This window comes from Streptomyces cacaoi (assembly GCF_006539165.1).
Lineage (GTDB): Bacteria > Actinomycetota > Actinomycetes > Streptomycetales > Streptomycetaceae > Streptomyces > Streptomyces cacaoi.
Map to the genome: position 1 here is coordinate 1 of NZ_BJMM01000129.1, position 4,231 is coordinate 4,231.

A 4,231-nucleotide genomic window follows, 5' to 3' on the forward strand; every position below is an offset into this window, starting at 1 on the left:
GGCAGGCCCTCGCGTCCGCCGGACTGCGGCCGGCCGATGTCGACGCGGTCGAGGCCCACGGCACCGGCACCACACTCGGCGACCCCATCGAGGCCCAGGCGCTCCTCGCGACCTACGGGCAGCACCGCCCCGAGGGCCGGCCGCTGCGCCTCGGCTCGCTCAAGTCGAACCTCGGGCACACCCAGGCCGCCGCCGGTGTCGCCGGGGTCATCAAGATGGTGCTGGCGATGCAGCACGGTCTGCTCCCGCAGACGCTGCACGTCGACCGCCCGACCACCCACGTCGACTGGACGGCGGGCGACGTCGAACTCCTCACCGCCCACACCGACTGGCCCGCGACGGAACATCCGCGCCGCGCGGCCGTCTCCTCCTTCGGCATCAGCGGCACCAACGCCCACACGATCCTCGAACAGCCCCCCGCAGAACCGGAGCCGCACACCGCCGCCCCCCACACCGACGAGCACACCGACGAGAACACCGACCCCCCTGCCGTCGTCCCATGGCCCGTCTCCGCCAAGACCCCCGAAGCGCTGACCGCCCAGACCGAGCAACTGACCCGGTGGGTACGCGCACGTCCCGAACTGTCCCCGGCGGATGTGGGCTTCTCGCTGGCCGCGGGCCGCTCGGCCTTCGAGCACCGTGCGGTGCTGTTGGCGGGGCCGGAGGGTGACCGGACGGAGGTCGCGCGGGGTGTGGCGCGGGAGGGGCGTTCGATGGCGTTCCTGTTCTCGGGTCAGGGTTCGCAGTGGGCCGGTATGGGCCGGGAGTTGTATGCGCGGTTCCCGGTGTTCGCGCGCACACTGGATGAGGTGGTGTCGCATTTCGAGACCGCTGGGCTCGAACGTCCCCTCCGGCCGGTGATGTTCGGTGAGGCCGAGGGGCTGGAGGAGACGGGCTTTACTCAGCCTGCGTTGTTCGCGCTCGAAGTGGCGCTGTTCCGGTTGGTGGAGTCGTGGGGTGTGCGGCCCGACTTCGTGGGAGGCCATTCGGTCGGTGAGGTGGCTGCCGCTCACGTGGCCGGGGTGTTCTCCCTGGAGGACGCGTGTGCGTTGGTGGCGGCCCGTGCCCGGTTGATGGACGCGCTCCCACCCGGTGGCGCGATGGTCGCCGTCGAGGCCGCCGAAGAAGAGGTGCGGCCTCACCTGCCGGAGGGAGTTTCGCTGGCAGCGGTGAACGGTCCGTCCTCGGTGGTGGTTTCGGGTGTCGAGGCCGAGGTCGAGAGGGTGCGGGCCCGGTTCGAGGCGGAAGGGTGTCGTACGAGTCGGTTGCGGGTCAGCCACGCGTTCCATTCGCCGTTGATGGAGCCGATGCTGGAGGACTTCCAGCGGGCCGTCGAGGGGCTGGACTTCCGGGCTCCGGCTGTCCCCGTGGTGTCGAATGTGACGGGGGAGATGGCGTCGGCGGAGGAGTTGACGACTCCCGACTATTGGGTGCGGCATGTCCGGGAGACGGTGCGGTTCGCCGACGGTATCGACGCGCTGGTGAGCGAAGGCGCGGACACCTTTGTCGAGTTGGGCCCCGGTGGAGCGCTGGCGGCGATGGTGCAGCACTGCGTGGATCCGGAGGCGCATCCGGACGCGGTGGCGGTGGCGGCTCTGCGCAAGGGGCAGGGCGAAGAGACAGCACTCGTCACAGCCCTCGCGCGGCTGCACACCGTGGGTGTCGAGGTGGACTGGGCAGGGTTCTTCTCCCGGCTGGGTGGTCGTCGTGTCGAGTTGCCCACCTACCCCTTCCAGGGGCGGCGGTTCTGGCCGCAGGCCGGAGGGCCCGTGCGGGCCGAGGCGGTCGGTGGGCCCGACCCGGACGATGCCCGGTTCTGGGAGCTGGTGGACGGCGAGAACCTGGACTCGCTCGCCTCGCTGGCGGCCGATCTCGATGTGAGCACGGAGGCGCTCGGCGCGGTCCTTCCGGCCCTGTCGTCGTGGCGGAACAGCAGGCGGGACCAGTCGCTCCTGGACGCGGTGCGCTTCCAGGAGTCGTGGAAGCCGCTGTCGGGGACCTCCGCACGTCCGGCCGGTACCTGGCTGGTCGTCGCGCCGGCCGCGTCCGAGGACGAGGAGTGGACGGCGGCCGTCATCGAAGCCCTCGGTGCCGACGCGATGTGTCTGAACGTCGACGGTGCCTGCGACAGGGAGGAGTTGGCCGAGCGCCTGCGTGAACTCCCGGCAGCAGGCGCGGAGTTCGCCGGTGTCGTCTCGCTGCTGGCCGTGCCGCGGTCAGCGGCCGGTGCCGTGGAGATCGGCGTGGACGGGCTGGGTGCCGTCACCGCGACCGTCGCCCTGTTCCAGGCCCTGCACGAGGCGGAGATCACGGCACCGCTGTGGTGCGTCACCCGGGGCGCGGTGTCCGTCGGGCGCACGGACCGCTTGGCCGACCCCGGACAGGCAGGCGTGTGGGGGATCGGCCGGGTGGCCGCGCTGGAGCACCCCGGGCGCTGGGGCGGGCTGATCGACCTGCCGGACACCGTGGACGCGCGCACCGCCCAGCGGTTCGCCGCCGCGCTGACGGGCACCGGCGGCGAGGACCAGATCGCCGTACGGGCCTCAACGGCCTACGGACGGCGGCTCGTTCCGGCGGCACCCGGGGACCGGGACGGCGGCTGGGCCCCCCGCGGCACCGTCCTGATCACCGGCGGCACCGGGGGGCGGGGCAGTCGGCTGGCCCGCTGGCTCGCGGGCGCGGGTGCGCGCCGTCTCGTGCTGGCCGGCCGCCGTGGACCGGACGCCCCGGGCGCGGCGGCGCTGGCCGACGAACTGCGCGCGTCGGGCGTGGAGGTCACCCTGGTCGCCTGCGACGCGAACGACCGGGAGCAGCTCGCGGCAGCGCTGGCCGACCTCCCCGAGGAGGCGCCCCTGACCGCTGTCGTGCACGCCGCGGGTGTCGTCGACGACGGTGTGCTGGACGAGTTGACCCCGGAGCGGCTCGGCGCGGTGTACCGGGCGAAGGCGGCGGCGGCGCTGAACCTCCACGAACTCACCCGGGGACACGACCTCGACGCCTTTGTGATGTTCTCCTCCGTGGCGGGCGCGGTCGGCAGCGCGGGCCGGGCCGGTGTGGCCGCCGCCAACGCGGTCGTCGACGCGCTCGCCGTCCGGCGCCGCGCGGAAGGGCTGCCCGCCACCTCGCTGGCGTGGGGCGCCTGGACCGACGACGACGGCTCCGCCGGGGCGCAGCCCGGCACCAGCGGACATACGGACCCCGACCGTGCGGAAGCCACCGCTGACGAGGCCGCGAACGGCGAAGCCGTGAACGGCAAAGCCGTGAATGGCGAGGACGCAAGCGACAAGGCGCCCGGTGACGAGGCCGCCGGAGCCGGGGCGGGCACTGACGGTGCGCCGCGTACGGCGTACCCCGTGGTCGCCCCCGAGCTGGCGCTGGCCGCGGTACGGCAGGCCGTCACCCGGCGTGACACCGCGCTGGTCGTCCTCGACCTCCAGCAGCCGGGCATCGTCGAGAGCCTGCTCGGGACCCGCGGCAGCGCGCTGCTGAGGGAGGTGCCGAGCGTGCGGAACCTCGTCGCGCAGGCCGACGCCGCCCGCCGGGAAGCCGGTTCCGGCGCGCCCGCACTGCGTGAGCGGCTCGCACGGCTGTCCCCGGCCGAACGCAGGACGCAGCTGTCCGGGCTCGTCCGGACCCATGTCGCCGCCGTCCTCGGCTACGACGACCCCTCCGACATCGGACCCGACCGCAAGTTCATGGAGCTGGGCTTCGACTCCCTGACCGCGGTCGAACTGCCCAACCGGCTGAACCTCGCGACCGGACTGCGCCTCTCCGCCACGACGGTGTTCGACTACCCGACCGAGTCGGCCCTCGCGGGCCATCTGCTCGACGAACTCTTCCGGGACGAGGACGCCACGAGCGCTACGGCGGACGCCACCGCGACCGCCGCTCGGGCGCGGAGGGACGGTACGCAGGACGCCGCCGACGACCCCGTCGTGGTGGTCGGCATGGCCTGCCGTCTGCCGGGCGGTGTGCGTTCCCCCGACGACCTGTGGCGACTCGTCTCGGAAGGACGCGACGGCATCTCCCCGTTCCCCGAGGACCGGGGCTGGGACCTGAAGACACTGCGGACCGGCGGACCCGGCGGACAGGGCCGCAGCGCCACCCTCGGCGGTGGATTCCTCGACGACGTCGCGGGGTTCGACGCCGGCTTCTTCGGGATCTCCCCGCGTGAGGCGCTCGCCATGGACCCGCAGCAGCGGCTGCTGCTGGAGACCTCCTGGGAGGCGCT

1 protein-coding gene is annotated in these 4,231 nt (G+C 73.4%); it reads left to right on the top strand.

Features of this window, described 5'->3' with window-relative positions:
• On the top strand, positions 1-4,231 hold a 4,231-nt coding region (locus SCA03_RS34435), incomplete at both ends, for an SDR family NAD(P)-dependent oxidoreductase (RefSeq protein ID WP_141275883.1).